The sequence below is a fragment of the Parahaliea mediterranea genome (genome assembly GCF_003402235.1).
Classification (GTDB): Bacteria; Pseudomonadota; Gammaproteobacteria; order Pseudomonadales; family Halieaceae; genus Parahaliea; species Parahaliea mediterranea.
The window spans coordinates 948,537-971,101 of record NZ_QEWO01000001.1 but is presented as its reverse complement, the minus strand read 5'-3'; the positions used below and the strand labels follow the sequence as shown (position 1 = coordinate 971,101).

Genomic DNA, 22,565 nt, shown 5'->3' with positions numbered 1-22,565 from the left:
TATGCACCTGATCGATTACCCCGAACGTAGCCAGCGCCACCTGGGTCGGGCCCTGCGCGACCAGGCCCAGGCCATAGGCGACACGCCGTTTTTGCTTTACGACAGCGAGCGTTACACCTACGCCGAGGCCAACGACAAGGTCAACGAGCTGGCCGCCGGGCTGGCGCGGCGCGGCCTGGCCGTTGGCGAGCGGGTGGCCTTCTACATGGATTCAACCCCCGATGTGATCTTCCTGGCCCTGGCCGCCAACAAGCTGGGGGCGGTGTGGGTGCCCATCAACAGCGACTACAAGGGCGACTGGCTCAGCGACAGCATTGCGCGCAGCCGCCCGACCCTGCTGGTGACCGACGCCAAACACGCGCCGCGGGTGGCCGAGGTGCGCGACAAGCTGGGTGAGCTGGCCATGGCCAGCGCCGGCCACAGCGACGCGCTGCCGGACGCCGAGCCGTTGGCGCAGCTCTACGAGGCCGGTGCCGGAGAGCCGGACATGAGCGGTTTCAGTGCCGGCGATACCTGCGCCGTACTGTGGACCTCTGGCACCACCGGGCGCTCCAAGGGCGTGATGCAGAGCCACAACGTCTGGTTCGACGCGGTGATCTCGGCCAACAACCAGTTCGGCATGGAAGCTGGCGATATCATTTACTCGGTGCTGCCCCTGTACAACTCCGCCGCCTGGGTCACCTCAGTATTTCGCGCCATGCTGGCCGGGGTGCCGCTGGCCATGGATTCGGCCTTCTCGGTCACCACCTTCTGGGACCGGGTGGACTATTACCGCGCCACCCAGAGCTTCACCCTGGGGGCCATGCACATGTTCCTGTGGAACGCACCCGCCAGGGCCGATGATGCCGACCACTGCCTGAAAAAGCTGATGGCTGTGCCCATGCCGCCGCAGCTGGCCGGCCCCTTCAGCGAGCGCTTTGGTGTGCAGCTGATGCCCCAGGGCCTGGGCCAGAGCGAGGCATTTACCGTCATCAACCAGGACGAATGTGACCGCAGCAAAGTGCCCCCCGGCAGCTGTGGCACCCCGGTATCGCGGGTGGATGTGCGCCTGGTGGGCGACGACGGCGAGGACGTGCCGGTGGGCGAGCCCGGCGAACTGTGGGTCAGGCCGCGCCAGCCCCACTGCATTTTCAACGGCTATTTTGACGACCCCGAGGCCACTGCCGCCGCCTACAGTGGCGAGTGGTACCGCACCGGCGACCTGGCCCGGCGCGACGAGGCGGGCTACTACTATTTTTGCGACCGCAAGAAAGACGCAGTGCGCTATAAGGGGCGCAACATCTCCACCTTTGAAGTGGAAATGGCGGTGCGCAAGCACCCGGCCATTGCCGATTGCGCGGCCTACGGCATTCCCAGCGACGAACTGGACAGCGAAAGCGAGATCAAGCTGGACGTGATCCTAAAGCCCGGAGAGCGCCTGGAACCCGAGGTGCTGGCGCGTTTTGTCAATGACAACGCGCCCTACTTTTTTGTGCCGCGCTACATTGAAACGGTAAAACAGTTGCCGTATACACCTACCAACAAGGTGCAGAAATTCCGCCTGCGTGAACGGGGCCTCACCCCCCAAACGTGGGATGCGCGGGCGGTCGGGTTCAAGGTAAAACGCTAGGAGTCGGGGCGCTAAACCCCGCTTTCTCACCGTGAATGGAGAGCAATAGCAGTAGCCACAACATAACAAGGAAGCAACATCGCTGAGCGGAACAGCAGATCGACGAAGTACGTTTCAATAACCCAAAATAAAAGCATTGGAGCAACACTATGTCATATCTCGGCCGTAGTACCCGCAGTACTCTGACACCCCTCGCCGCCGCCCTGGCCCTGGCTGGCGCCAGCCAGGCCCCTGCTGCCCTCGGGCAAGAACTCATGCTGGAGGAGATCGTGGTCACCGCCCAGCGGCGCCAGACCATGTTGCAGGACACCCCCATCGCGGTGACCGCCTTCAACACTGAAAAAATCGCCGACCTCGGTATTTACGACATTACCGATATTGGCGGCCTGGCCCCCAACACCAATATCCAGAAGCAGCCCTCATCCAATTCCAACATGTCGATCTACATTCGCGGCGTGGGCAGCGGCGAAACCTCATTGATGGTGGATCCGAAAACCAGCTTCTACCTCGACGGCGTTTACATGAGCAAAACCGTGGGTGCCGTGTTCGACATTGTCGACCTGGAGAGTGTGGAAGTGCTGCGTGGCCCCCAAGGCACCCTGTTCGGGCGCAACAGCACCGGCGGCGCCCTCAACGTCACCACCGTCAAGCCCACCGGGGAGTTTGGCGTCAAACTGGAGGGCAACCTGGGCAATGACGGCTACCAGCGCACCGCCGTGTCACTGGACTTGCCGAAAATTGGCATGATGTCAGCCAAGATATCCGGCATGACCATGGACTACGACGGCTGGGCCGAGAACGACTTCCCCGGCGGCGAGCGCGACCTGGGCAGCGAGAACAACGACGCCTACCGCATTGCCCTACGCTTTGAACCCACCGACAGCATCACCGTCGACTACGTGTACGATCGCACCAACAACGCCGGGGTGCCCACGCCCTTCCAGATATCTGCGGTCAAGAACAGCATCTACAACGGCTTTACCGACACGCCCTTCCCCTATACCTTCCTGGGGGGTGAACTGTACCAGCAGATGGCGGCCTCGGTGGGCGATCCGGACGAGCGGCGCGAGGACTACACCCTGGACGGGGTCACCGAGGAGTGGCTGGATGTCACCGGCAACACCCTCACCGTGGCCTGGGAACTGGACCCCTTCACCATCAAGTACATCTTCGCCAACCGTGATACCAGCTCCGGCTACGGCTCCACCGACCTGGACGGCGGTGCCCTGACGGCACGGGACCTGTTCTACGGCGGCGGCATGGAGATTCCCACCCCGGGCTTTCACGCCACCATCGACGAGGGCAGCATTGAGCTGACCACTAACGAGGTGCAGATCATTGGCGATGCCTTCGACGATCGCCTGCAGTACACCGTGGGCTACTACCAGTACCGGGAGGAGATTTACCAGAGCAACCCGCAGACCTTCTCCCTGCCGATCCAGTTCCTGCTGGGCGGCGCGCTGGATGCAGCCTATGCCGCCGCCGGCTACTGCCCGGAGATTCCCGGCGCCGGCCCGGTGTGCCAGGGCAGCCAGCGCCTGCCCCTGCCGTTCCCGTCCCCGGGGGCCGACCCCAACCTGAACGGCCAGGTGGACTTTATCTACGGCCAGACCACCGAATCCTGGGCGGCCTACAGCCAGGCGACCTTTTCCTTCACCGACAACCTCGATTTGACCGCCGGTATTCGCTACACCGAAGATGACCGCGACGGCTTCCTGTTTAACGAGAGTATTGGCCAGACCTCGTTTGACGAGCGCTTCACTAACAGCGATACCTGGGACAACATCAGCTACCTGCTGACCCTGAATTATGCCTTCAGCGACAATGCCCGGGTTTACGGCACCTATTCCACCGGCTACAACAGCGGTGGCTTTAACTCCCGGGCCTCCACCCTCAGTTCCTGGGAAACCCCCTTTGACGAGGAGGAGCTGTTCTCCTACGAACTTGGCCTCAAGTCGGACTGGTTCGACAGTCGGGTGCGCCTGAACGCCGCGCTGTTCTACAACGACTACCAGGATATCCAGGTGGCCCAGTTCGAAGCGGGCTCGGGCGGTGCTTCCAGTCGTATCGTCAACGCCGGCGAGGCCACCTACCAGGGCCTGGAAATCGAGCTCACCGCGCTGATTACCCAGGGCCTGATGCTGGAGGCCACCTACGGCTACCTGGATGCGGAGTTTGACGAGTACCTGGCCCGCAACCCGGCTACTGACATGGAGGAGAATATTGCCGATGTCACCACCGTCAGCCGGGCGCCGGAAAACAGCGGCAGCCTGGGCCTGCAATACGACTTCGACCCCTTCAGCTGGGGTGCCTTGTCGGCGCGGGTGGATGTGGTGTACACCGACGGCTTTACCTTCCACCCCTTCCAGTACCAGTTCGACAGCGCGGATGACCGCACGCTGGTCAACGCCCGGGTGAGCCTGAAAGACATCGCCCTTGGCGACAAGGGCAACCTGCGCATTGCCGGCTGGGTGAAAAACGCCACCGACGAGGAGTACCGCGAGTGGGGCATTGACTTTGGCACCCTGGGCTTTGCCGGCAACACCTACGGCCGCCCGCGCACCTACGGTGTGGACGTGGTGTACGAGTTCCGCTAGCGGGCGGTCGCCTGGCCAAAGGGCCGGTGCGAAGGCGCAATCCAGGCGGCCCGGGGTTCCGGGCCGCTTGCGTTTTGCGGTAAAAAGCCAGGGGAAAGCCCGGGAACAGGGGCTCAAGCTGTGAGCCAGTGGGCGTTTTGAGCGGGCAGTGGCGAAATCTTGCGCACAGGCGGCAATGTGCATTGACCCTTGCGGTAATCGTGACAATACTGTGATGGCATAGTACCAACCGATAAATGGATTTAGTCACGGGCGCTTGCCACTGGCGCCCGATAACACGGTGTACAGGGGAAGAGTCATGGGTAAGCGTGTAGCGTCCGCGTGGGCAGCGGGTTTGTTGTTGGCGGGCGCGGTGCTGCCAGTTGCGGTACAGGCGGCGGCAGTCACCGTGGGGCGGGATCAGGCGCAGCAACTGGGCGACCCGTCCATTGTTCGCGTTGAAGTGCTGGATTTTGAGGACACCGGCAGCAGCTCGGGCGTGTTGCTGTCTCCCTTCACCGGGCAGGGGGCCTGCCTCACCTACGCCTTCGACGATGCTGGCGACTTAAACTACGACGTTCGCCTGGCCCTGTTTGACGCCAACGACAACGTCGTCGGCCTGCCCATCGTGGCCATCAGCAACACCTACTACAACACCGTCGACACCAGCTGCGGCGCCATAAACGAAGCCCCCATTGCTGTTGACGATAACTTCGGCACTAACTATGTCGGCGCCAATGTGCTGGCCAACGACATCGACCCGGACGGTGACCCGCTGGTGGCCACCTTGCTGAGCCCGCCCAACGTGGGCAGTGTGGTGCTCAATTCCAACGGTACTTTCGTCTATACAGCGCCGGCAGGCTTCAGCGGCAACGTGACCTTCAGTTACGAGGCGTCTGATGGCACCAACAACAGCACCAGCCCGGGGATTGTGACCCTCACCGTGGAGGCCGCCAATGGCGCGCCGGTGGCCATGGATGACAACCTAGGTACCGGCTTTGCCGGGGCCAACGTGCTCGCCAACGACACCGACCCGGACGACGACACCCTGAGCGCGGTGCTGGTATCTGGGCCGAGCAACGGCACCCTGGTGCTGAACCCCGACGGCAGCGTGCAGTACAGCCCCAACCCCGGCTATGTCGGCAGCGACAGCTTTACCTACCTGGCCAACGACGGCGAGCTGGACAGCAACATTGCCACCGTTACCCTGCAGGTTGATGAGCCGGTGAACACCGGCCCCCGGGCGGTGGATGACAACTTCGGCGCTGATTATGCCGGCCGCAATGTGCTGGCCAACGACAGCGACGACAACGGCGACCCGCTGTCCGCCGTGCTGGAGAGCCAGGCGAGCCGCGGCGTGGTGGAGCTGAATGCCGACGGCACCTTCACCTACACGCCGGAAGCGGGCTACACCGGCCCGGACAGCTTCACCTATCGCGCCTCCGATGGCACGTCGCTCAGCGACGTTGCCACGGTGTCCCTCGTCGCGCAGCTGCCCGACGACAACCTGCCGCCGGTGGCCAGCGAGGACGATTTCGAGGGTGACTACAGCAACGGCAACCTGCTCATTAACGACCAGGATCCGAACAACGACACGCTGATCGCCATTCTGGTGACACCGCCGGAGAACGGCGAGCTACAGCTCAACCAGGACGGTACTTTCCGCTACCGGCCCTTTGCCGGCTACGCCGGCCCGGATTCCTTTAGCTATAAGGTGCGCGACCGCCCGTTGGATGACCCAGAGGGTCTGGAGTCGGCACCGGCGCTGGTGCGCCTGCAGGTGGACGCCAACCGCCAGGCCGATGGCGGGGTGACCAACAAGGTGGATGCCGATGGCACCTCGGTACTGGCCAATGCCTCGTCCAATGAGCTGCGTACCTCCCGCCGTATCGACCGACTGTGCCCCACGCTGGAGCCGGGTGATGCCGACCAGACGGACCTGTTGAACCTGTGCACCAACCTGCGGGCCCAGGGCACCACCGCCAAGCAGGCACTGGATGCCCTGCGCGCCATCACCCCGGAAGAGCTCAGCGCCATCAGCAAGGCCTTCCGCGTGTTGTCCTTCTCGCGCTTTCGCAACATTGGCGCGCGCATTTCGCGCATGCGCGAGGGTAAGGCCAAGGGCATCAGCATTGCCGGATTGAACGTGCGGGCGGGGGATACCCTGGTCAGCGGCTCGGATATCGAGAACGCCCTGGCCGAGGGGCTGTCTGCCATGGGCCTTGGCGCCAGCGCCGATGAAAACAGCGGTGGCGAAGACCTGCTGCGTGACTACAGCCGCCTGGGCCTGTTTGTGCGCGGCGACCTCAACTTCGGCGACCAGGACACCACCGAACTGGAATCCGGCTTTGATTTTGACGCCCAGTCCCTCACCGTGGGGGCGGATTACCGCATCACCGACAATGTCTTTGCCGGCGCCTCCATCAGTGTCGGCCAGTCGGATGTGGAGTTCGCCAACAACGGCGGTGAGACCCGCACCGACAACTACTCCCTGGCGGTGTACGGCAGCCTGTATTCCGGCAGCGGCTATATCGACGGCATCCTCAGCTACGGCTGGGCAGATGTGGAAACCGAGCGCAACATCGTCTACACCGACTTCGGCGGCACGGTGGATAGGGTGGCGGAGGGCTCCTCCGATGGCGACGAGTACTACATCAGCTTCAACGCCGGCTACAACTTCAACTGGGGCGGGCTGAATGTCGACCCGCTGGTGCGCTTCTTCTACCTGGACGGCGCAGTGGACCCCTTCAGCGAAACCGGCGCCGGGGGCTGGAACCTGGATATCGACGAGCAGGCCTTTGAGTCCATGAGCATCAGCGCCGGCGGCCAGATCAGCTACACCTTCCTGCCCAGTTGGGGGGTGATCACCCCCTACCTGCGGGTGGAATACACCCGCGAGTTCGAGGATTCCGCCGGCGGCGTGCGCTATCGCTTTGCCAACGACCCGCTGGGTGAATTCAACGATACCAACGGCATGATGATTGAAGCGGACGACCCGGACACCGGCTACATGGTGTACGGGGCCGGCGTGGCCGCGCAGTTTATCCACGGCATCAGCGGTTTTATCAACTACCAGACCCTGGGCAGTTACGACAATCTCAATGGCGAAATCCTGTCCATCGGCGCGCGCTGGGAAGCGCGCTTCTAACGCAGGCACCGGGGACGATTACAGGTAATACATCATGGCATCACTGACACTTTCCGATTCCGCGTTTGGCACCCTGGGGCTCACCATCACCGAGGCGATTGACCTGGCCGACATTGCCCAGCAGCTCAGCAGCCTGTTGGGCATGACCTTCAGCTTCGAGAGCCTGGATGTGTCGTCGGTGACGCTCACCGGCCTCACAGCCACCGGCATCGGCGCGCCCGGCAGCCGGCTGGCGGTTGGCGACTACGACGTATTCCAGCCGGCGTCTGCGGTGTCGGGCTTTACCAACCTGCAGCTCACCAACGCCACGATCGACAGCCACGGCAGCGTTTACGAGGTGGCCGACGGGGGGCGGCTGATCGGTGAAAACGACAGCCTCGGCTTCGAATTTGGCGCCGGGATCAACGTGCTCGATTTTTCGCGCACCGGCAGCGCCGAACTGAATGTGGCGCTGAACACCGTGGCGCCCTTCGACGACCCCGGCACCCTGTACGGCGGCTACGAATTCATCGGTAACAGCGGCGACAATGTCTTCACCGGCTACGATACCTTCGACCAGGGCGTTCTTTATTTCGGCAGCAACGTGTTTCGCGCGGGTGATGGCGAAGATGCGGTGTTTGGCGGCCTCGGGCAGGAACTGATCGAGGGCGGGGCAGACGATGACCTGCTGTTTGGCATGCTCTATGTCAGCTCCGGCTTCAGTCAGAACGACCCGGGCGACCTGATTTTCGGTGATTTTGAAGAGCCGGAGCCCGGCGCGGAAGGGGGCGACGACCTGCTCTTTGGTGGCCTTGGCGACGATAGACTCGATGGCGGCGCCGGCAATGACCTGGTGTTTGCCAGCGAGGGGGCCGACAGCCTCACCGGGGGCGCGGGCCGGGACCGTTTTGTGCTGGCCGAGGACTACAACATTCGCACCGGCATCATGGTGCCCGATGGCGAAGGTGGCGAGTTCGAGCGGACCGTCTATACCGGCACCGGTGTGGCCGATGCCGACAGCCCCAACCGGGTGGAGGACTTCAGCGCCGACGACCTGGTGGTGATTTACGGATCCAGCAACATGATCACCGATCCCGGCACCCTTTTCGATATCCTCTTTGACACCAACACGGACAACCAGGCCGTGGTCAACCTCGTCGGCGATGCCGAATCGCAGTTCAGCTTTGACTACACGCTGGTGGATATCACCGCCGGCATCACCGAGCGCGATGTCATTATCGCCATCGACCAGGCTCAGTCCGGCGATGACGATATGAACCTCAACTTCCGCTGGAGCAGCCTGGTGGAGAGCCGCGAGGGCGAGATATCCTTTGAGGTGGTTTACGACGCCCCCGGCGACTCGGTGAATTTCAACGATGGCCTGCTCTACGATCGCTTCTTCGACCTGCAACTCACCCCCTTCCAGGACAACGGCGGGCCTGGCGGCCAGGACAAGTTTGACCTGACGGCCTTGGAATTGGGAGACGACAACCCTTCGGCCATTGAGGATATCCTGTTCACCACGCTGGATGAGTACGGCAACTTCACCATTGAGAGCTTCGGCGACCCCGAAGACCCCGCCATCGATGATTTTTTCTTTGATGCCGAGGCCGGGGTTGATCGCGCGGTGAGTGTCGAATGGCGGCCCTCGGGCTTTGCCGATGATGTGATCGCCGTGTATGTGGATGCCAACGCCGACGGGAATTTCCATCCCGGCGATGACCTGTTCTTCACCATCAACGGGGTGGAAGACGGCAATGGCGTTGCCTATGACAGCCTGCGTGAGCTCACCAAGGAAGACCTGTACGCCGACCCGGACGCCGATGGCAGCGGGACCGGCATATTCATCTTCAACGACGATCAGTATGACCTGTGGTTTAACGATATTGCGCCCGATCAAATCCCCTGATGGCGGTAGAGCATTCTTGAACCCGCGGCGGATCGTATTATCGCCGGGCCAGTGACAGGGCGGGCAGATACCAGCGAGCTGAAACAGGCCCTGCAGTTGTGCAGGGCCTCGTTGCTTGTGGTGCTGGGTTTCAGCCTGGCCATCAACCTGCTGCTGCTGACGCCGGCGTTTTACATGCTGCAGGTGTACGACCGGGTGATCCCCAGTGCCAGCCTGCCCACGCTGCTGATGCTGACCCTGGTGGCGCTACTGCTGTTTGCCACCATCGGCGCCCTGGAGTGGGTGCGCTCGCAGATACTGAGCCGGGTGGGCGCCCGCTTCGATACCCTGCTGGAAGACCGCGCCTTCGAGGTGTCGTTCCGCCAGGCGCTGTACACGGCCGGGCAGTCTGCCCAGGCGCGCCCCCTGGCCGACCTCAGTGTGCTGCGCCAGTACCTGTCGGGCAGCGCGCTGCTGGCCTTCTTCGATGCCCCCTGGCTGCCGGTGTACCTGCTGGTGATGTACGGCTTTCATCCCTTGTTTGGCCTGGTGGGGCTGTTGTCGGCCCTGGTGCTGCTGGCCCTGGCCGCGTTGAATGCGCGCCTGGGGCGCGACGTTCAGGCCGAAATGGGCGAGGAGTCCGCTGCGCTGGACGCCTATGTGCTGAAAAACCTGCGCAATGCCGAGGTGATAGAAGCCATGGGCATGCTCATCGATATCCGCGGGCGCTGGCAGCAGCGCTACCGCGGCTTGCTGGCAGCGCAGCTTGCCCGCACCGGGCGCACTGGCCTGCTGGCATCACTGTCGCGCACCTTCCGCCTTACCGTGCAGTCGCTGGTGCTGGGCCTTGGCGCCTATCTGGTGATCGAGCAGCGCCTGACCCCGGGCATGATGATCGCCGGCTCCATTCTGCTCGGCCGCGCCCTCGCCCCGGTGGACCAGATGATCGCCGGCTGGCGGCAGTTTGTGCAGGCGCGGTTGGCCTACCGCCGCCTGGGGGGGCTGTTGCAGCAGATTCCGCCGCTGCCCGAGCGCATGAGCCTGCCGGCCCCCACGGGTCTGATCAGCGCCGAGAAGCTGTCGCTGGCGCCCCCCGGCACCCGCAACCTGGTGCTGCGCAATATCCACTTCCGTATCGAGCCCGGTGACAGCGTGGCGGTGATTGGCCCCAGTGGCTCCGGCAAAACCAGCCTGGCCCGGGCGGTGCTGGGCATCTGGCCGGTAACTGGCGGCCACCTGCGCCTGGATGGGGCCGATGTGTTTACCTGGAACCGCGAGGAACTGGGGCCCCACGTGGGCTACCTGCCACAGGATGTGGAGCTGTTCGAAGGCTCGGTGAGCGAGAACATCGCCCGCTTTGGCCCGGTGGATGCCGGCGCCGTGGTGGAGGCGGCGCGCCAGGCGGGGGTTCACGAGGCCATACTCAGCCTGCCCGGCGGCTATGACATGCAGATTGGCCCGGGGGGCAGCGCCCTGTCCGCCGGCCAGCGCCAGCGCCTGGCCCTGGCCCGGGCGCTGTACGGCAACCCCTGCCTGCTGGTGCTGGATGAGCCCAACTCCAACCTGGACGACCGTGGCGAGTTGGCCCTGATTGCCGCGCTGAAGGCGCAGAAGGCGCGCGGCGCCACGGTGCTGGTGATCTCCCACCGCAAAACCATCCTTGGCGCGGTGGACAAACTGCTGGTGCTGGGCAATGGCGGCATCACCCGCTTTGGCCCCAAGGGCGAGGTGCTTGAGGCCCTGCAGGCCCGGGCGCGCGGCGGCCAGCGCGATACGGCGGTGAGCCCATGAATGCGGGCCTGGTTAGTCGTGCGGGCGTGGTCAACGGCGCGCCGCTGGATACCTCCGATACCCGCTATCGCCGTATTGGCGCTGCCATCGTGTTTGTGGTGTTCGTGGTGTTTGGTGGTTGGGCCGCCCTGGCGCCGCTCGACAGCGCGGCCCTGGCGCCCGGGGTGGTGACGGTCAAGAACTACCGCAAGACCCTGCAGCATCTGGAGGGGGGCATTGTGGATGAAATCCGGGTGCGCGAAGGCCAGATGGTGGGCGAGGGCGATGCCCTCATCGTGCTGGATGCCACCCAGTTTCGCGCCGAGCGCGAGGTGCTGCGCGGCCAGTACATTGCCCTGCGGGCGCTGGAGTCGCGCCTGCTGGCCGAGCGCGATGCGCTGGCGGCGGTGGTGTATCCGGCGGATTTTCTGGCCCTGGATGACCCGCGCGTGGCGTCTGCCATTGCCGGGCAGAACGAGATTTTCAGCGCCAGGATGAGCGCCAACAGCGGCGAGCGGCAGGTGCTGGAGCAGCGCGTGGAGCAGTTGCAATCGCAGATTGCCGGGGTAGAGGCGGTGCGCGACAGCAACGCCCGCCTGCTGGCGTCCTACGAGTCCGAAATAAAAGACCTGCAAAGCCTGCAGGAGCGTGGCTTTACCGGCAAGCAGCGCCTGACGGAAGTGCAGCGGGCCTACGCCAGCCTGGTGGGGGAGAACGCCGAGGCGCTGTCGGAGATTGCGGCCAACCGCATCCGCATCGGTGAGACCCAGCTGCAGATCATCCAGCTGGAACGCTACCAGCGCAGCGAGGTGGTGGACGAACTGGAGGGCATCCAGTCCAGGCTGTTTGATGTGAATGAACGCCTGCGGGCGGTGGAAGACAAGGTGGCCCGGGCCGTCATTCGCGCCCCGGTCAGCGGGGTGGTACTGGGCCTGGCGGTGCACACGGTGGGTGGCGTGGTGCGCCCGGGCACGCCGCTGATGGATATTGTGCCGGAGCAGCAGCAATTGATGGTGGACGCGGAAATCTCCCCGGTGGATATCGACCGGGTGCAGACCGGCGGGCGGGCGCGCATTCGCTTCAGCGCCTTCAAAAGCGCCAGCACGCCGATTGCCGAGGGGCGGGTGGTGAGCATTTCCGCAGATCGCCTGGTGGATGCCAGCAGTGGCGAACCCTACTACCTGGCCCAGGTGGAGGTGGACCCAGACAGCCTGGCCCGCATGGCCGGGCTGCGGCTGGTGCCGGGCATGCCGGCCGAGGTGTTGATCAACACCGGCTCGCGCACCCTGCTGCAATACCTGATGCAGCCGGCCAGCAATGTGATGGCGCGCTCGTTCATCGAGGATTGAAGCTCAGCCGAGTTGGTCAAACAGTCGGCTTGCAGTTTCCGCCAGCAGGCCGCCACCCATGCGCCGGCGCTGCTCTGGCGGGCTGTTGAAGCGCCCCTGGCGGGCCAGCGCCAGCGCGGCCCCCACCGTCTCGGGGGTCAGATCATCGGGGCGCGCACCCACGGCGCGCCCAGCATCCACCAGGCGCCGCACCGTGTAGAACTGCTCCAACCCGCTGGGGATTACCAGCAGCGGCAGCCCGGCCAGCCAGGCCTGGGCGGTGGTGGTGTGGTTGCCCATGGTGATGGCCAGGTCCGCCCCGGCCAAAGCCTGTTCCAGATCAAGGGCGGCGTCGGCAAAACGCAGGTCCGGCAGGTCCGGCCGCTGGCTGGGGGGCAGCTCGGGGGCGTAGGCCAGCACCCGCGCCCCCTGGCGCTGGAGCTGTTCCAGCAGCAGCGCCAGGCCGGCGAAGGGTTGCAGATAGGCCACCACCTGCAGGCCATTGCCTGGCGGCCAGCGGGGTGCGGCACCGGGCCCGGGGGCGCACACGCCGAGGTAGTCTGGCCGGGCGCGGGCGCCAAAGGGGTCGAGTTCCGGCAGGGTCATCAGCAGTTGCTGGTCGGCCTGGGCAAATACGTCGCCAGGGTGCGCAATGGCGCTGGGCTGCACCGTATTGACCAGGGCCAGCCACTCGGCCTCTGCACTGGCCAGCGCCCGGGCATTGCCCGGCGTGTTGCGAATGCGGGGGAACAGGCCGAAGTAGGGCAGATCCATGCGCGGCAGGGTGAAGCCGTTGCCCACAATCCACTTCTGCCAGGGCCCGCCGAGGCTGGCGATAAGGGCCGCCGGAGCAAACTCGTAGATCACCAGGTCCGGCTGGACCTCATCAAACAGGCGCTGCCAGTGCGCCACCAGCGGTGCCAGTTGCCGGGCGCCACCCAGGCGGTGCAGCATGATCTGGGTGAAGGACATTTGCTGGGCCGCCGGCGGGCGGCCCGGGGCAGGGGGGCGGGGTGCCTCGGCCAGCGTGATGTCGAGGTCGGCAAACCACTGGCCGGCACGGGGCCTGTCCGGGGTGGCCAGCGTAATGCGGTGGCCGCGCCGGGCCGCTTCGCGGAGCCACGGAGACAGGTTGGCCAGGTGGCCGCTGGCGCCCCCCAGCTCCCAGATGCACAGTAGCCTGGCCAAGGCCGCTCAGGGCTGGATGGCGATGGTCAGGCTCACGTTGACCCGGTATTCGTTTTCACCGCCGGCCACGGGTACGGCATCGGCCAAGGCCATTTCGCTCATGCGGTACATGGGCGCGGGGGCCGGGCCACCCTGAAAGCTCTGTTCGTGAATTTCAAGGATTTGCCCGGTTTTTACCCCGGCGGCGCTGGCCAGCACCCGGGCCCTGTCCAGGGCATCGCGCATGGCCAACTGGCGCGCCTTGTCGATGGCGGCGGCGGGGTCGGTGTTACCCAGGGTGATCTGTCCGCCCTCGTTGACGCCCTGCTGCACCGCGGTGTCCAGCAGTTTGCCCACCAGGGCGATGTCACGCACCCGCACGGTCAGGCCGTTGCGCACCTGGTAGCCGATAATCCGCGGGCCCGGTTCATCCCCGGCGCGGGGGTCCACCCGCGAGTAGCGCGGCGCAATGTTGAACTGGCTGGTTTGCAAATCCTTGTCGGCGATGCCGGCATCGCGCATGGCAGCCATCACTTTGCGCATGGCCTCGGTGTTCGAGGCCAGCGCGTCGCTGGCGGTCTTGCCCTCGCGGGTGACCGTCAGCTGCAGCGTTGCCATGTCCGGGGCCAGGGCGGCGCTGCCCTCGCCGTTGACATGGATGCGCCCGGTTTGGGCCTCTGTCGCCAGGCCCGGCAGCGACACTGTAGCGGCCCAGCAGAAGAGCCAGCCCGCCAGTAAGACACGCGGTGACATGGCGCTATCCTTTTGGTCCGAACAGGAACCACAGGATCAGGCCGATTACCGGCAGCACCAGGATAACCACGATCCAGATAACCTTTTTCAGCGTGTCTGCCCCGGATTGCAGTACGTTGACAATGGCCCAGATGTCAGCGATCAGAATCAGCAGGCCAAGAATGCCGGAAACCTCTATGTTCATGGTGTTCTCCTGTGCGTCATATCGTCATGCCAGCTGTACCGGCAAGGGCCGGTGGCAGGCTCCAGTTCAACTATAGTGGGGTTTGCCCGAACTACAAGCGCCATGATGTACCCCTAGTCGTCGCTCACCCTGCCGCGCAGGTTTTTAACCTGCCCGCGGCGGTTTTTTTGGTCCATGCGGCGCTTTTGGGAAGAGCGGGTTGGCCGCGTGGCGCGCCGCGCCTTGGGCACATGGTTGGCGCTGCGCACCAGCTCCGCCAGCCGCTCCAGGGCGTCGGCCCGGTTTTTTTCCTGGGTGCGGTGGCGCTGGGCCTTGATCACCACGCAGCCGTCGCTGCTGATGCGTCGGTCAGCCGAGGCCAGCAGGCGTTCCTTCAGCGCATCGGGCAGGGAGGAAGCGCGGATATCGAAACGCAGGTGGATGGCCGTGGCCACCTTGTTCACGTTCTGCCCGCCCGCGCCCTGGGCGCGAATGGCAGAAAGCTCGATGTCGTCGTCCGGGATGGCGATGCCCGGGGCGATTGCTAACACACTGCCTCCCTTTTTACCGGTGAGTTGCCTTGCGCGTTCGGTGCTTATAGCCCGGCGGCAAAGGCCAGGTACTGCAGATGCTTGGCGCTGATGTCTGTGGCGGCCCCGCTGCCCCCCGGCGCGTTGTCGGCCCCGAAGGTCCACAGGCTGTAGGGGGTTTTAACACCGCCCCAGGCGGGCCCTTCGTACTGATAGGGCTGCTGCCACGGGTCTTTTGGCAGGGCGTCAAGATAACCGCCCGCCGGGTAGTTCTTTAGTGGGCGGAAACTCTCGGGTTCGCTGATCAGCGCCTGTAGCCCCTGCTCGGTTGAGGGGTAACTGCCGTTGTCCTGTAAGTAGCGCTCCAGTGCCTCGGCCAGTGTGCTGAGGTCCCCGGCTACGGTGGCGGTTTGTTCAGCGCCATCACCAGTGAGGGGAATACCGAGCTTTTCCTGCACCACCAGTTTGGGGTTGTCGGTGCAGTACACCGTGAGGTCGTCCTGGCTGGGGCGGATCATGGTCTCGCCGTCGAGGTAGATGAAGCTGCGCCGGCTGCTGCTTTCGCCCCAGCGGTCAAAGCGCTCGTAGCGCCCGCACACGGCACCGGAGCGGTAGTGAACGGCATCGGAAACTTCGGTGGTGCCCTTGGGCCCGAGGGCGGCGGTCACGGCCTGCCGCGCGTCCTCCACCGGGTCGCTGCAGGCGGCGAGCAGGGAGACAAGGGGCAGGGTGGTCAGGAGGTGCTTGAACATAGGGAATTCTCGAAACGCTGTGATGCTGTGACAGGAGGTGGCCGGGGAAATTCCCCGGCGGCTAATTGGGAAACTCGCGCCCCACGTGCAGGATCCGCGTAGCCAGCTGGACTTCGCGCAAAAACAGCACCAGGGCAATGATCAGCAGAAACAGGGCGAGGATGAACAGGCCGATGACGACCTCGACGATGTGCAGATCCCAGAGGTGGCCGACAAACAGGCTCACGATAACGCTACACACCAGCAGCCCCGAGGCAGTGCACATGCCGATGGACCAGTTGATCAGGTGTACCCGCCGCCACAGGGTGCGCAGCTCGATACGCACCATCGACAGGCGCGGCTCCTCGGTGACGGTGCTCACCCGAATTTCCACAATGCGGGCCCGGTCGACAATGCGACCCAGGCGGCCCGACATGACATTGAGAAAGCCGGCGATGCCCGCCAGTAAAAATACCGGGGCCACTGCCAGCTGGATGATGGAGGCCAGTAACTGAACAGAATTTTCCATCCAGTTATTGTGCAGCAGCTTTACGGGGTGTACCAGATGGGTGAGCTGAAAGCGCGCTCCTGAATGCTGGTGGGCAGGTTGTCAGGCACCGCCTCGCCGAGGCTGGCCGCGTCGCGGGTGCTCCAGCGCGGGGTGGGAATTTCCAGCACCCGCACGTAGTAAAAGGCCCGCTCGGCGGGGTCGAAGTCCGGGTCCTGCCAGTAGGCGGACAGCTGGGGGCTGCCAATGCTGTTGCTGTAATCGCCCTTGGCGGCGTCGACGGTGTCGCCCACCGGTGGCAGCTGGCCGCGCGCGTCCAGCTTGCGCTCGCCGCTCCAGGCGATGTTGTGGATTTTCTCGTGCTGGCGTCCCTTGGCGTCCACCCAGCCCTTGATCACCTGCACCCGGTCGAGGTTGCCGCTGGCCGGGTCCCGCGCTGCCCACACCAGGAACGATGGAGCATCGCCCTCTGCCGGTGCGCCTTGCAGGGTACTGCCCATGGGCTGGCCCTTGCGGTAACCGATGTCGGCGAAGTCGGGGCGGGTGGCGTCAGCGGTGCTGAATGCCCAGCCGCCGAAGAAGCGCAGCTTGATGCGCGGGCCGGTGGTGCCGTAGGTCTCGCGGCGCTGCATGGCGCCAAAAATCGCCTCGCGGGTGTTGGCCTCGGCCCACACCGCTGCCAGCCCGCCGGAGCTGAATTCGCGGATGGCCTGGGTCTGGGCTTCGGGCTGGCCGGGAAGGCCGTGCAGGCGCTGGCGCGGGCTGTTCTCTACCGCGAACTTGCCGCTGTAGTTGTATTCCTCGTGGGTGGCGGCGGCGTTGTGGGTATCGCTGTCGCCGATGAAGCCATAGGCGAAGGGATTACCCTTGCCCTGGCCGTCTAACGCAATGCCGTCCAGCAGGGCCTGGCGGGCGTAGCTGCCACGGCGGTGCTCGGGGCGCGCGCCCTCGGTGGACAGTAGGTAGTCCCACAGCTCAAAGCTGGCAAACTCATCGTTGGGCGACAGCTCCGGGTGGGTCTCCGAGGTGCCCTTGATCTGGGTGATCTCGTACAGCGGTTCGTTGCGCTGGCGGCGCGCGGCGTAGTCCGCGGTCAGGGGTTCGCCGTCGAAGGTCTGCAGGGAGAACATCAAACCGTCACTGGCGTTGGCGTTGTGGGGAATGGCCAGCAGGGTGGCGCCCGCTTCGCGCTGTTTGTCCATCCACTGCCACAGGTGTTCGGGGTCGCTGGATTCCTGCGACGAAAGGGCGGTTTGCGGCACGCCGTCTGAATCCTGGAACAGCACCACCCGGTGCAGGTTGCGGGTCTGGGGGTTGGAGGTCCACTCGAAGGCCGGGAAGGTGGTGAACTCGCCCGGGCGGTTGTAGGCGTCGGCGGTTTTGACGATGTCCAGCCACACGTTGTGGTTGATGTCGGGGTTGTCCAGGGTCGGGTCGTGCTTGCCCTCGCTGAAGCCCTGCAGCACCTCGCCGAAGGCGCCCATGGCCACCTGCGGGTCCTCCGAGGTGATGCGCGGGGCCAGGGGATGCTGGCTCATCGGGCTGTCGGGGTCTTCCATCAGTTTGAAAACGCCCATCCACTCGGCGTGGTCCGACACCGCGTAAAAATCCAGCGGCGCGCCGATCTTCAGGTCCGGGCCGCCGCCACCGCCGGCAATGGCTTCGCCCTGGGCCCAGCGGTAGGCGTCGGCCGGGGAGGCCAGGGTGCCGTTGGTAAAGGCATCGAAGGAATAGCTGGTATGCACGTGCACGGCGCCAAAATACACCTGGGTTTGCGTCGGCCCGGTCGGCTCCGCCAGGCTGCTGGTTGCTGCCAGCGTAGCGGCAAGGGCCGTGCCAATGGCCAGGGCCAGCTGAGTGAAGTGGAAACGTTTGGCGGGGGCGGAAAACCCGGTGGTGGCAGACGATTGACGGCATTCGTGTAAGGCAGTCATGGCAGTACTCGCTGTGGGTGGTGGCTGTTATTGTGAGGGCAGTATAACGGTACTGGCCCGGCAGGGGGCTAGCCCCTGCCTTTCTTGCAGCTCCCCGGGTGGCCCGGGCAGTCCTTGCAGCTGGATTTGACCGCCCAGCAGCCGGCCTGGTGCGACGCCATATCCAGGCAGCGAAACTCGCAGGCGGCCAGGCTGCGTTCCTGCAGCAGGCGGCACAGCACCGCCAGTGGCAATTCCAGCTGGACGGTTTGCGGCCCCGGCGGCGGGTCAGTGCAGTTGTCGCGCGGCACGGCGGGCCTGTATGTCGATCACCCCCGGCGGCGGGGCGGTGAGGGGGGCCAGCTGCTCGCAGGCTTCCACCGCGCCCACTTCGCTCAGGCCAGCGGCCAGGCACTGCTGCAGGGTGTCGATGGCACCGTGGGCGTAGTGGGCGGCGCGGGAAAAGGCCCCCTGGCGCTGCAGCAGACGGCCCAGCAGCAGGGCGCTGTGGGTGAAGCGGGTGATGTCGTCGCGCTCCGGGCAGCGGCGCCCGCAGAGCAGGATTTCGGCGGTTTCCATGGCGCAACCGGCCTGGCGAATGGCCGGTGCGGGCTGGCCCTGCTGTTCCAGCCGCAGGCCCTGTTCGTAGCACTGTAACCAGGTGTACAGGGCCGCCGCAGGGTCGTTGCACAGCCAGCGCCGGTGGCGCATACAGAGAAAGGACGTTTTCATTATCGGGCTCTTCATCAGACTAATTGGGCATATGTTCGATAAAAATAATGAGAATGATTATCAGTTGCAAGCCTGCTGGTGAACTTTTTGCCTGCCCTGGCGGGGCTGGCCCTGTCGGGGGACTGCGCGGGAGCCAGGTTGGCGTAGGCAAGCGGGGCACCTACCGGGAAATTGGACTTGCCGGGAACTATCACAGTGGGTGACACTCCAAGCTCAACCACCACTGCAAGATGCTGCCCAAGCGTGACCCGTCTCTTATCCATCGTTCTGCTGCTCGCCTCCCTGGGGGTGGTGACGGCCTCGGCCAGTTCACAGGGCGCAGATTGGGGCACCAGCCTGGACGCCATCGGCCAGGAGTGCAGCAGCGACAGTGGCCCGGACGACACCCTTGCCCTGCAAGCGCCCCGGCCCCAGCTGGCGCGAGCCTGGGCCCACCTGCGGCCGCCGGCTGCGTGGGTGCCGGCGCCGCTCAGCAGAGCGTTTACCCACCAGCACATTCGTGCGCCCCCTGTTTTCACCGCCTGATTGCCCTCTGGCGGGCGCGTGCCCGCCACCCTGATCATCGAGGACTGTTTCCCCTCATTGGAAGCGCGTCCCGACGGCACGACAACAAGCAAGGTGAAAACAATGAAAACACTCGAATTGAAACCCGTAAGCGCAGTGGACCACCTGGTGCACCCGGAGGAATTTGCGGATATCGGCTGGGACTCATCCGCGCTGGAGATCTTCACGGACTTCCGCTTCCACAAGCCCCATGTCATCTTCCAAGGCGTTTCGGTGGACGAGGCGGATCGCCGCATGCGGCGCGCCCACGTCAAGCTGATGCTGGTGGTGGACGCGGGCGACGAGTTCGTCGGCACCGTGTCCGCCGCCGACCTGGAGGAGCAGAACCTGATACTGCACACCTCAAAGCAGTACACCCGCAAGGACCTCAGGGTGGTGGACGTGATGCAGCCCCGGGGGCAAATCCAGGCGCTGGAATTTAGCCTGATTGCCGGCGCCCGTATCCGCGATGTGGTGGACACCCTGCGCCAGCGCGGCCAGCAGCACTGCCTGGTGGTGGATTCCGATAACCACCACATCCGTGGGCTGATTTCCGCCAGTGACATTGCACGGCGCCTGCACATGCCGATAGAAATTGCCCGGCACAGCAGCTTTGTGGAGTTGTTCAACACCATCCGTCACTGAGTCATCTGCTACTGAAGCACCCGCCGCCGACCCGGGGGCCCCGGCTTTCGGGTTGTGCCGGCGCAGTGCAGGGCAGGGCAGAACAGCAGGGCAGGGCAAGGAGGACAGCACAGCAGCGCAGGCCCGTGCCAGCCATGCAGCGCGTCGCTGGCCTGTGCTAGCATCGGCGGCCCTTCCCGACGACAACACCCTGGTGGCCCCATGACCGAGCCCAGCCAGCGCGCCGATGCGCCCACACCCGGCAATACCCACGCGGTATTCAACCAGTCAACCGCCTTGGAGGGCTACAACAGCTACCGCGGCGATACCTCCCTGCAGGCGCTGGTGCGGCGCCACGGGGCGGGCTGGGCGGCGGCGGAACTGGATGCCCACGGCGCCCGTTGCGGCAGTGCCGAGGTGTACGAGTGGGGTTTTCTGGCCAATGCCCACAAGCCCCAGTTCGCCTCCCACGACCGCCAGGGCCACCGGGTGGACCTGGTCAAATACCACGAGGCTTACCACCGCCTGATGGCCCTCGGGCTGGAGGCGGGCCTGCACAGCAAACCCTGGACCGACCCGGGCCCTGGCGCCCATGTGGCGCGGGCCGCCCAGTACTACCTGCAGGCCCAGGTGGAGTCCGGCCACGGCTGCCCGCTGACCATGACCTTTGCTTCGGTGCCGAGCCTGCGCCTGACGCCGGCCATCGCCGAGGCCTGGCTGCCGAAAATCCTCAACCGGGCCTACGACCCGCGCAACATCCCCCACACCGAAAAGCAGGCCCTGACCATCGGCATGGGCATGACAGAGAAGCAGGGCGGCTCCGACGTGCGCGCCAATACCACCTGCGCTACGCCCCTGTCTGGCAGCGGGCCCGGCGAGGCCTATTCACTGGTGGGCCACAAATGGTTTACCTCGGCGCCCATGTGCGATGCTTTTCTTGTACTGGCCCAGGCTCCGGGCGGCCTGAGTTGCTTTCTGGTGCCGCGCTGGTGGGAGGATGGCAGCAAAAATCCCATCCAGGTACAGCGCCTGAAGGACAAGATGGGCAACGTGTCCAATGCGTCGTCGGAAATCGAACTGCGCGATGCCCGTGGCTGGCTGATCGGTGAGGAGGGGCGGGGCGTGCGCGCCATCATCGAGATGGTGTCGATGACCCGCTTCGACTGCATGATCGGCTCCAGCGCCGCCCAGCGCCAGGGCGTGGCCCAGGCGGTGAATCACGCCGCCGGCCGTGCCGCCTTCGGCAACACCCTGATCGACCAGCCCCTGATGCGCAACGTGCTGGCAGATCTGCAACTGGAAGTGGAGGGCTCTCTGGCCCTTACCCTGAGAATGGGCGAAGCCCTGGACAAAAGCCTGGCCCCGGGTGGCGACGAGCACGAGAAGCTGCTGCTGCGCCTGGGCCTGCCCACCGGCAAATACTGGATCTGCAAGCGCACGCCGTTTCACACCTACGAGGCCATGGAGTGCCTGGGCGGCAACGGTGTTACCGAGGATTTTATTATGGCCCGCCTGTACCGCGACGCGCCGATCAATGCCATCTGGGAGGGCTCCGGCAATGTGCAGGCGCTGGACATGCTGCGCGCCCTGAGCCGCAGCCCGCAAACTCGGGAGGTATGGTTCGCCGAACTGTCGCGCAGCCGCGGCGATGACCCGCGGCTGGATGCGGCAGTCGCCCAGTTGCAGGCGGAGTTTGCCGACACCGGCGAGGTGGAATATCGCGCCCGCCAGATTGTCGATCAATTGGCGCTGACCTTACAGGCAAGCCTGTTGCTGCGCGGCGACTGCCCGGCGGTGGCGGACGCCTTTATTGCCTCGCGCCTGGCGGGGGGCGGCCAGCGCAACTTTGGCGGCCTGCCCCGGGGGCTGGATATCGACACCCTCATAGCCCGCGCCGACCCTCGCGGCGAACCTTGCGCCTAGCGGGCGCGGGCGGGCGTGGGCGGGTACATCCGGCTGGCACAATCCGCGAAGTTGGCTAAGCTGTTGAAAAGCTGCGCCCCGTACCGGGGCTGGCAACCACTATATCAACAGGGGGAGTGAGGCAATGGCGGGCAAGTTCGAACTCAAGCAGGGCGATAGCGGCAAGTACAGTTTCAATCTCAAATCCGGCAACGGCCAGGTGATCCTGACCAGCCAGACCTACGAATCCCACGACAGTGCCATCAATGGCATCGAATCGGTACGGCGCAACGCCGCCGACGATGGGCGCTTCCAGCGCAAGGTCGCCAGCGACGGCTCCCCCTATTTTGTGCTCACCGCCACCAACGGCCAGACCATCGGCAAAAGCCAGATGTACTCCGGCGACAGTGCCATGGAAAACGGCATTGCCTCGGTCAAGTCCCACGCCGCGGAGGCGGCCTTGAGTGACCTTACCCGAGAAGGTTAGCGATGACTTTTCTATTGGCCGATAGGCCGGTCACCTGGGGTATGCTCGGCGCATGCCGCCAGGTTGAAAAACAAGCACATACAAAATAGCCAACACAAAAAAATACCGGCAGGAACCGGCGCAGGTAGCAGCGGCAAGACCAGCACCTGCAAGGCAAAAGACCGCCTGACAGCCAGGCGGCGATGGGGATACAACAAGAAGACGGTTGGGGTGG

At 64.8% G+C, this 22,565-nt stretch carries 19 protein-coding genes; 10 read left to right on the top strand and 9 right to left on the bottom strand.

Annotated elements, in window-relative coordinates; genetic code table 11:
* Position 1: 1 nt before the first annotated feature.
* The 6 genes from DDZ17_RS04115 to DDZ17_RS04090 all read left to right on the top strand — a co-directional run bounded on the left by DDZ17_RS04115 (position 2) and on the right by DDZ17_RS04090 (position 12,319).
* The gene (locus DDZ17_RS04115) at positions 2-1,609 is read left to right on the top strand and encodes an AMP-binding protein (protein ID WP_116364644.1); all 1,608 of its coding nucleotides are present in this window, start codon (positions 2-4) and stop codon (positions 1,607-1,609) included.
* A gap of 149 nt (positions 1,610-1,758) precedes the next feature.
* The gene (locus tag DDZ17_RS04110; protein WP_116364643.1) at positions 1,759-4,206 is read left to right on the top strand and encodes a TonB-dependent receptor; all 2,448 of its coding nucleotides are present in this window, start codon (positions 1,759-1,761) and stop codon (positions 4,204-4,206) included.
* Positions 4,207-4,504: 298 nt separating this feature from the next.
* Entirely contained in the window at positions 4,505-7,333 is a 2,829-nt protein-coding gene (locus DDZ17_RS04105) for an autotransporter family protein (protein WP_116364642.1), read from the top strand.
* A gap of 34 nt (positions 7,334-7,367) precedes the next feature.
* Positions 7,368-9,221 carry a calcium-binding protein gene (locus DDZ17_RS04100; protein WP_116364641.1) on the top strand — a complete coding sequence of 618 codons (1,854 nt, stop codon included), beginning with the start codon at positions 7,368-7,370 and terminating at the stop codon, positions 9,219-9,221.
* A 51-nt stretch (positions 9,222-9,272) separates the two neighbouring features.
* Positions 9,273-10,991 carry a type I secretion system permease/ATPase gene (locus DDZ17_RS04095; RefSeq protein WP_116364640.1) on the top strand — a complete coding sequence of 573 codons (1,719 nt, stop codon included), beginning with the start codon at positions 9,273-9,275 and terminating at the stop codon, positions 10,989-10,991.
* Positions 10,988-12,319 carry an HlyD family type I secretion periplasmic adaptor subunit gene (locus tag DDZ17_RS04090; protein ID WP_116364639.1) on the top strand — a complete coding sequence of 444 codons (1,332 nt, stop codon included), beginning with the start codon at positions 10,988-10,990 and terminating at the stop codon, positions 12,317-12,319. Before DDZ17_RS04095 ends, DDZ17_RS04090 begins: the two co-directional genes overlap by 4 nt.
* A gap of 3 nt (positions 12,320-12,322) precedes the next feature.
* On the opposite strand, the gene DDZ17_RS04085 is transcribed toward DDZ17_RS04090, so the two are convergent.
* The 9 genes from DDZ17_RS04085 to DDZ17_RS04045 all read right to left on the bottom strand — a co-directional run bounded on the left by DDZ17_RS04085 (position 12,323) and on the right by DDZ17_RS04045 (position 18,795).
* The gene (locus DDZ17_RS04085; RefSeq protein WP_116364638.1) at positions 12,323-13,486 is read right to left on the bottom strand and encodes a glycosyltransferase; all 1,164 of its coding nucleotides are present in this window, start codon (positions 13,484-13,486) and stop codon (positions 12,323-12,325) included.
* 6 nt (positions 13,487-13,492) lie between these two features.
* Complete coding sequence (locus tag DDZ17_RS04080; protein ID WP_116364637.1) at positions 13,493-14,218, bottom strand: SIMPL domain-containing protein; 726 nt, start codon at positions 14,216-14,218, stop codon at positions 13,493-13,495.
* Between the two features lie 4 nt (positions 14,219-14,222).
* Positions 14,223-14,402, bottom strand: a complete 180-nt coding sequence (locus tag DDZ17_RS04075; protein WP_116364636.1) for a PLDc N-terminal domain-containing protein — start codon at positions 14,400-14,402, stop codon at positions 14,223-14,225.
* A 113-nt stretch (positions 14,403-14,515) separates the two neighbouring features.
* Positions 14,516-14,932 (bottom strand): alternative ribosome rescue aminoacyl-tRNA hydrolase ArfB, encoded by a 417-nt coding sequence (arfB, locus tag DDZ17_RS04070; protein ID WP_116364635.1) that lies wholly within the window; start codon positions 14,930-14,932, stop codon positions 14,516-14,518.
* Positions 14,933-14,976: 44 nt separating this feature from the next.
* Complete coding sequence (locus DDZ17_RS04065) at positions 14,977-15,663, bottom strand: type II secretion system protein GspG (RefSeq protein ID WP_116364634.1); 687 nt, start codon at positions 15,661-15,663, stop codon at positions 14,977-14,979.
* 61 nt (positions 15,664-15,724) lie between these two features.
* On the bottom strand, positions 15,725-16,171 hold the full coding sequence (locus DDZ17_RS04060) for a DUF2721 domain-containing protein (RefSeq protein WP_116364633.1): 447 nt from the start codon (positions 16,169-16,171) through the stop codon (positions 15,725-15,727).
* A 20-nt stretch (positions 16,172-16,191) separates the two neighbouring features.
* The gene (locus DDZ17_RS04055) at positions 16,192-18,084 is read right to left on the bottom strand and encodes a DUF3604 domain-containing protein (protein ID WP_116364632.1); all 1,893 of its coding nucleotides are present in this window, start codon (positions 18,082-18,084) and stop codon (positions 16,192-16,194) included.
* 68 nt (positions 18,085-18,152) lie between these two features.
* The gene (locus DDZ17_RS04050; RefSeq protein WP_116364631.1) at positions 18,153-18,374 is read right to left on the bottom strand and encodes a hypothetical protein; all 222 of its coding nucleotides are present in this window, start codon (positions 18,372-18,374) and stop codon (positions 18,153-18,155) included.
* Positions 18,352-18,795: a hypothetical protein gene (locus DDZ17_RS04045; protein WP_157976429.1), complete on the bottom strand. Its 444-nt coding sequence runs from the start codon at positions 18,793-18,795 to the stop codon at positions 18,352-18,354. Before DDZ17_RS04045 ends, DDZ17_RS04050 begins: the two co-directional genes overlap by 23 nt.
* Positions 18,796-19,038: 243 nt before the next feature.
* On the opposite strand from DDZ17_RS04045, the gene DDZ17_RS04040 reads away from it, so the two are divergent.
* The 4 genes from DDZ17_RS04040 to DDZ17_RS04025 all read left to right on the top strand — a co-directional run bounded on the left by DDZ17_RS04040 (position 19,039) and on the right by DDZ17_RS04025 (position 22,351).
* On the top strand, positions 19,039-19,320 hold the full coding sequence (locus tag DDZ17_RS04040) for a hypothetical protein (RefSeq protein WP_116364629.1): 282 nt from the start codon (positions 19,039-19,041) through the stop codon (positions 19,318-19,320).
* Between the two features lie 102 nt (positions 19,321-19,422).
* Positions 19,423-19,983 carry a CBS domain-containing protein gene (locus DDZ17_RS04035; protein WP_116364628.1) on the top strand — a complete coding sequence of 187 codons (561 nt, stop codon included), beginning with the start codon at positions 19,423-19,425 and terminating at the stop codon, positions 19,981-19,983.
* A gap of 201 nt (positions 19,984-20,184) precedes the next feature.
* The gene (locus DDZ17_RS04030) at positions 20,185-21,885 is read left to right on the top strand and encodes an acyl-CoA dehydrogenase family protein (RefSeq protein WP_116364627.1); all 1,701 of its coding nucleotides are present in this window, start codon (positions 20,185-20,187) and stop codon (positions 21,883-21,885) included.
* A 124-nt stretch (positions 21,886-22,009) separates the two neighbouring features.
* Positions 22,010-22,351: a YegP family protein gene (locus DDZ17_RS04025; protein ID WP_116364626.1), complete on the top strand. Its 342-nt coding sequence runs from the start codon at positions 22,010-22,012 to the stop codon at positions 22,349-22,351.
* The last annotated feature ends 214 nt before the right edge of the window (positions 22,352-22,565 follow it).

Coding starts and splice junctions, on each gene's coding strand:
- DDZ17_RS04115 (WP_116364644.1), top strand. CDS start 2: ATGCACCTGATCGATTACCCCGAACGTAGCCAGCGCCACCTGGGTCGG.
- DDZ17_RS04110 (WP_116364643.1), top strand. CDS start 1,759: ATGTCATATCTCGGCCGTAGTACCCGCAGTACTCTGACACCCCTCGCC.
- DDZ17_RS04105 (WP_116364642.1), top strand. CDS start 4,505: ATGGGTAAGCGTGTAGCGTCCGCGTGGGCAGCGGGTTTGTTGTTGGCG.
- DDZ17_RS04100 (WP_116364641.1), top strand. CDS start 7,368: ATGGCATCACTGACACTTTCCGATTCCGCGTTTGGCACCCTGGGGCTC.
- DDZ17_RS04090 (WP_116364639.1), top strand. CDS start 10,988: ATGAATGCGGGCCTGGTTAGTCGTGCGGGCGTGGTCAACGGCGCGCCG.
- DDZ17_RS04080 (WP_116364637.1), bottom strand. CDS start 14,218: ATGTCACCGCGTGTCTTACTGGCGGGCTGGCTCTTCTGCTGGGCCGCT.
- DDZ17_RS04075 (WP_116364636.1), bottom strand. CDS start 14,402: ATGAACATAGAGGTTTCCGGCATTCTTGGCCTGCTGATTCTGATCGCT.
- DDZ17_RS04065 (WP_116364634.1), bottom strand. CDS start 15,663: ATGTTCAAGCACCTCCTGACCACCCTGCCCCTTGTCTCCCTGCTCGCC.
- DDZ17_RS04060 (WP_116364633.1), bottom strand. CDS start 16,171: ATGGAAAATTCTGTTCAGTTACTGGCCTCCATCATCCAGCTGGCAGTG.
- DDZ17_RS04055 (WP_116364632.1), bottom strand. CDS start 18,084: ATGACTGCCTTACACGAATGCCGTCAATCGTCTGCCACCACCGGGTTT.
- DDZ17_RS04045 (WP_157976429.1), bottom strand. CDS start 18,795: ATGAAAACGTCCTTTCTCTGTATGCGCCACCGGCGCTGGCTGTGCAAC.
- DDZ17_RS04035 (WP_116364628.1), top strand. CDS start 19,423: ATGAAAACACTCGAATTGAAACCCGTAAGCGCAGTGGACCACCTGGTG.
- DDZ17_RS04030 (WP_116364627.1), top strand. CDS start 20,185: ATGACCGAGCCCAGCCAGCGCGCCGATGCGCCCACACCCGGCAATACC.
- DDZ17_RS04025 (WP_116364626.1), top strand. CDS start 22,010: ATGGCGGGCAAGTTCGAACTCAAGCAGGGCGATAGCGGCAAGTACAGT.